The organism is Desulfobaculum sp. (assembly GCF_054921475.1).
This window is the reverse complement of sequence record NZ_JBUDSW010000244.1, coordinates 1-5322: the sequence shown is the minus strand read 5'-3', so window position 1 is coordinate 5322 and position 5322 is coordinate 1. Positions and strand designations below refer to the sequence as shown.

General features: G+C 64.0%; 4 protein-coding genes. All 4 read left to right on the top strand.

Annotation, left to right across the window (positions count from 1 at the left end; genetic code table 11):
* The coding region (locus ACY69P_RS13675) for a thiamine pyrophosphate-dependent enzyme (RefSeq protein ID WP_462327873.1) at nt 1-1573 on the top strand (1573 nt) is incomplete at its 5' end.
* A gap of 2 nt (nt 1574-1575) precedes the next feature.
* On the top strand, nt 1576-2166 hold the full coding sequence (locus tag ACY69P_RS13670) for an indolepyruvate oxidoreductase subunit beta (RefSeq protein WP_462327872.1): 591 nt from the start codon (nt 1576-1578) through the stop codon (nt 2164-2166).
* Between the two features lie 50 nt (nt 2167-2216).
* A complete protein-coding gene (locus tag ACY69P_RS13665; protein WP_404844307.1) occupies nt 2217-3797 on the top strand; it encodes a sigma-54-dependent Fis family transcriptional regulator in 1581 nt (526 codons plus the stop codon).
* Nucleotides 3798-4108: 311 nt separating this feature from the next.
* The coding region (locus tag ACY69P_RS13660; protein WP_462327871.1) for a 6-hydroxymethylpterin diphosphokinase MptE-like protein at nt 4109-5322 on the top strand (1214 nt) is incomplete at its 3' end.

The following is a 5322-nucleotide window of genomic DNA, read 5'->3' as shown; positions in this document are numbered from 1 at the left end:
GCACGTGGGCGTCAACGTCGCGGCGGACCCGCTGATGACGCTGGCCTACATCGGCACTCCCGGCGGCCTTGTTCTGCTGTCGGCGGACGATCCGGGCTGTCACTCCAGCCAGAACGAGCAGGACAACCGCTACTACGCCCGCCTTGCCGGGATGCCCGTCTTCGAGCCCTGCTCCGCGCAGGAAGCCAAAGACATGACGCGCGACGCCTTCGAGCTGTCCCGCAAGCACGAACAGCCCGTGATGCTGCGCACCACCACCCGTGTGGCGCATGTTCGCGGCCCTGTGGACTTTGGCCCGCGTCCGGGCGCCATCCACGGCCCCGAGTTCACAAAGAATCCGGGACGCTTCGTTCCCGTTCCCGCCGTGTCGCGTGTGCGTCACGGCGTTTTGCTGGAGAATCTGGACGCCATCCGCAAGGACGTGGAAGCCTCGCCATGGAACAGCGTTTCCGGCGATGCCTCCGTTGGCGTTGTGGCCTCCGGCATGGCGCGCGCCTACGTGGACGACGTACTGGCCGAAGACCAGTTCGACGGCGCGTGCAAGGTGCTGCGCCTTGGCCTCACCTATCCCCTGCCCGAAACCATGCTTACCGACTTCCTGCGCTCCGTGGACCGCGTCCTCGTGGTGGAGGAAGGCGAGCCGCTGGTGGAAGACGCCCTGCGCACCCTCGCCCAGAAACACGGCATCAGCGTGGAGATTTCCGGCAAGGGTACGCACCTGTCCCGTCAGGGCGAATACTGCACGCGTATCGTGCGCTCCGCCGTTGCGGCCTTCCTTGGCGACACGGACACCAACACCGAGTCCCCCGCGCCCGAACAGCTGCCCATGCGCCCGCCGAACCTGTGCGCGGGCTGCTCGCACCGCGCGCTGTACTACACCGTGCGTCAGGCCTTTGGCGATGACGCGGTGTACTCCTCGGACATCGGCTGCTACACCCTTGGCATTTTGCCACCCCTTTCCGCCGCGGACTTCCTGCTCTGTATGGGCTCGTCCGTCAGCGCGGGCAGCGGCTTTGCCGCGGCGCAGGACAAGCCGGTTGTGGCCTTTATCGGCGACTCCACGTTCTTCCACTCCGGCATTACCGGGCTGGTGAACGCGGTGTACAACCAGCGCGACGTGCTCATCGTCATCCTGGACAACCGCACCACCGCCATGACCGGGCACCAGCCCAACCCCGGCGTGGAGGTTACCGTACACGGCGAAAACCCCTCGCAGGTGGACATCGAGGCCATCGTGCGCGGATGCGGCGTCCAGCACATCCGCCGCGTGTCTCCCTACAATTTCAAAAAGACCAGCAGCACCATTGAGGAACTGAAAGGCATGAAGGGCGTGCGCGTCCTCATCGCCGAAGAGCCTTGCGTGCTGTTTGCCAAGCGCACCCTGCGCAAGTCGCGTCCCAACGCGGCCTATGTGACCAAGCAGACCGAGGCCGTGGCCAAGTGCCTGACCGACCTTGCCTGTCCCGCCTTCCGTCAGGATGAGAGCGGGGTTTCCATTGACGAACAGCAGTGTGCGGGATGCATGTTCTGCCTGCAGGTCTGTTCCGACATCAAGGCACGGAAAAGGAGCTAGCCATGACCAAGACACGAGTCTTCCTCACCGGAGTCGGCGGTCAGGGCACCCTCACCGCGACCATCATTTTGGCACAGGCCGCCATGGACAAGAACATCCCCGTTACGGCGGGCGAAGTGCACGGCATGGCGCAGCGCGGCGGCGTGGTGGAATCCACCCTGCTGCTGGGCGGCTACCGCAGCCCGCGCATCAGCCACGGCGAGGCGCACGTCCTCCTCGGCTTTGAGCCGCTGGAGACCCTGCGCGCCCTGCCCTACCTCGTCCCCGAGGGTGGCACCATCATCTCCAATGAAGAGCCCATCATGCCCATTGGCGTGACCATGGGCCGCGAAAGCTACCCCGACCTCGGTTCCATCCGGGAGCGGGCCACAAGCTGTGCGGCGCAGGCGCATTTTCTGCCCTGCCGCACCCTTGGGCTGGAAGCGGGCGCACTCCAGTGCGGCAACCTTGCCCTGCTTGGCGCGGCTTGCGCCAGCGGCGCACTGCCCCTGACGCCCGAAGACCTGGCAAACGCCGTGAAAGCACGGCTGAAAGCAAAAATCGTCGACATGAACCTTAAAGCCATCGACCTTGGGGTTCAGGCCGTCTCATAACCATTAAATGCGGGGAGCCGCACTAGCTCCCCGCACAACACAACGAAACGATGACACGTCAAGCTATCACGCCGGAGCGGCAGGCCGCGTATTTCGACACGCTGATCAATATCGTGGAGGGTCTTGGTCCACAGGGTGTAGTCCAGTCCGGACTCAAGGCGCTGCTGCGCACCCTGTGCGAGAACCACGGCTACAAGCGCGCCCTTCTTACCATCTTCGACCCGGAGACGAACTCTCTTAAGCTGAGCATCACCGTCGGTTCCCAGAGGTATTCCGAGGTGTCCTACCAGCCCGGACAGGGCGTGACAGGACAGGTCATGAACACCGGCGAGCCGGTCATCGTTCCCATTCAGAAGGACCATCCGTCCTTTCTGAACCTCGCCTTTGGCCGCACCAAGGAAGAGATGGAGCACCTTGGCTTCATCAGCGTTCCCGTGCGGCATCTGGATGCGGACGAGCACACCGAGATTCTGGGCACCCTGTCTGTGGACGTCCCCGCCGGGGATCCCGAAGACCTGCAAACCGACACCAAGTTCCTGCAGGTGGTCGCCTCCCTTGTTGCCAAGGAAGTCGCCAACATTCAGGAAGAAATGGCCATGCAGCGCCACCTGATGTCGCAGGGCATGCCCCCGGCGCAGCAAGGCGGCGACGATGCCATCGGCCACCCCAACATCGTGGCGGCATCCAAGCCCATGCGTATGGTGCTCCAGCAGGTTTCGCAGGTTGGCCCCAGCCGCGCCACAGTGCTGCTGCGCGGCGAATCCGGCACCGGCAAGGAACTGCTGGCCGAAGCCATCCACGGCGTCAGCCCGCGCAAGACCAAGCCCCTTATCAAGCTCAACTGCGCGGCCCTGCCCGCCGAACTTGTGGAGTCCGAACTGTTCGGCCACATGAAGGGCGCGTTCACCGGCGCGGTGAGCAACAAGAAGGGCCTGTTCGAGCTTGCCGACGGCGGCACCCTGTTCCTTGACGAGATTGGCGAGCTGTCGCTTGAGGCGCAGGCCAAAGTGCTGCGCGCCATTCAGGAGCGCGAAATCCAGCGCATAGGCAGTGAGCAGACCATCCGTGTGGATGCGCGGCTCATCACCGCCACCAACCGTCCGCTGGAAAAGATGCTGGAGGAAGGCACCCTGCGCGAAGACCTGTTCTACCGCATCAACGTCTTCCCCATCTTCATTCCGCCCCTGCGCGAGCGCCGCATGGACATCCTGCCCCTGTCCGAGCACTTCATGCAGCACTACTCCGAGGAGTACAGCAAGGACGTCAAACGCATTTCCACCCCGGCCATCGACCTGCTGCAGCAGTACCACTGGCCCGGAAACGTGCGCGAACTGGCCAACTGCATGGAGCGCGCAGTCCTCATCTGCGATGAAGAGGTCATCCGCACCTACCACCTGCCGCCCAGCCTGCAGACGGCCGAGTCCTCGGCCACGGACACCAGCCTGTCCTTTGGCGAGGCGGTTTCGCGCTTCGAGCAGGAACTTTTGGTGGACGCCCTCAAAAAGGCGCGCGGCAACATGCTTCAGGCCGCCCGCGACCTGAAGGCCAGCTACCGCATCATCAACTACAAAGTGAAAAAATACCGGCTGGACCCCAAAAAGTTCGCCGTGGGCAAATCGCGCAAGCGCTAGCCCCTTTCTCAGCCTTACGATTCCACGCCCCTGCCTGCACTCCGCGGGCAGGGGCTTTTTTGACGCAAGGCATACGCCAAGAGTTTGACGCGCCCGCGCCGCCACGCTTCTCCGCGCCCAGTGCCTCTGCGCCCCTGCCCTTCGCCCATCCTCGTCAAAAGCCCCAGCCATCCGGTGCTTTTTGCGGTCCGCCCTTAATCTGTCCGCCGCTCCGCCGCCGCCCCTGCTGCTGGTGGTGGCAGAGTCCTTGCAATGGTTCTGCCGGTATATTGCGCCACCAAACACACAAACACACCGGACGAGGAGGGTGCATGGAACTCTACCGGTATCTCGACACCAATATCGCCGCGCTGAAGCAGGCGAATTCGCCTGTATTGCCGTGGCTTTTGGAAGACGGCGACGCCTACCTCGCCCTTGCGGGCAAGGTGGGGCCAAACCGCCATGGGGTTGTGGACCTGCCAAACGGCGACGGGGGCACGCTGTTCGACGCCCTGTCGCCCTCCGCCTGCTACGGCGCGCTGGACCTTGGCGACACGCCGCACAAAAACGCCTCCATCCTCGTCGGCACCAATATCGGCTACGGCCTGCTCACGATTCTGCAGTCCGCCCCCACAACGCATCCCGTGCTGGTGATGGAACCACGGCGCGAGGTGCTGGGCGCGTGCCTTGCGCTGACGGACTATTCGCAGGTGATTGCCTCCGGACAAGTGACCTTCCTGCCGCCGGACGAAAAGCTTATCTCCCATCACCTTGGGCAACTCAGCCTGCAATTCACCCATGGCGCGGTGAAAATGCACTCCGACTTCCCAAGCAGACAGCTTGGGCCGGAATACGCCCGCTGGACCGGCATCATCAAGCGCATGCTGGAAGGCATCACCGTGGAACTCAACACCCTGCGGCGACGGCAGGAGGACATGGTCGGCAACGAACTGCACAACTTCGCCCGCTCGTTCCACGACGGCACCCTGCGCTCCCTTGAGGGCAAAGGGAACGGCGTAACCGCGCTGATGGTTGGCGCGGGGCCATCGCTTAATGAGGTTGGGCCGCGCCTTGCGGCCATGGAGACGGACGCCCTCATCGTCACCTCCATGCAGACACTGCCCGCCCTGCAGGCCGCGGGCATCACGCCGCACCTGTGCATGGCCATCGACTACAGCGGCGGCATGCTCAAAATCTTCAACAAGCTGGATATGGACTGGGCGGCGGACATTCCGCTCATCTACTCCACCAAGGTGCGCCCAGATGTGGTGGAGCGCTACCCCGGCCCCACGCTGCCCCTGTGGACCGTGGGCGGGCTGGCGACGTTTGTGCTCAACAAGACCGAACCCGTCTTTGACGCGGGCGGCAACGTCAACGTCGCCCTGCTGCGCTTTTTGTCGTGGTGCGGGGTGAAGGACTTTGTGCTGGCCGGGCAGGACTACGCGTGGAGCGCCGAACGCGGCCACGCCGCAGGCCACCACGCCGCGCGCGCAACACGCGTTTTTGACCCCAAGCGGCACCTCAAGGACACGGACGCGGACGGCAC

Excerpts from the sequence above, each read along its gene's own strand:
- ACY69P_RS13670 (WP_462327872.1), top strand. The coding sequence starts at position 1,576 with ATGACCAAGACACGAGTCTTCCTCACCGGAGTCGGCGGTCAGGGCACC.
- ACY69P_RS13665 (WP_404844307.1), top strand. The coding sequence starts at position 2,217 with ATGACACGTCAAGCTATCACGCCGGAGCGGCAGGCCGCGTATTTCGAC.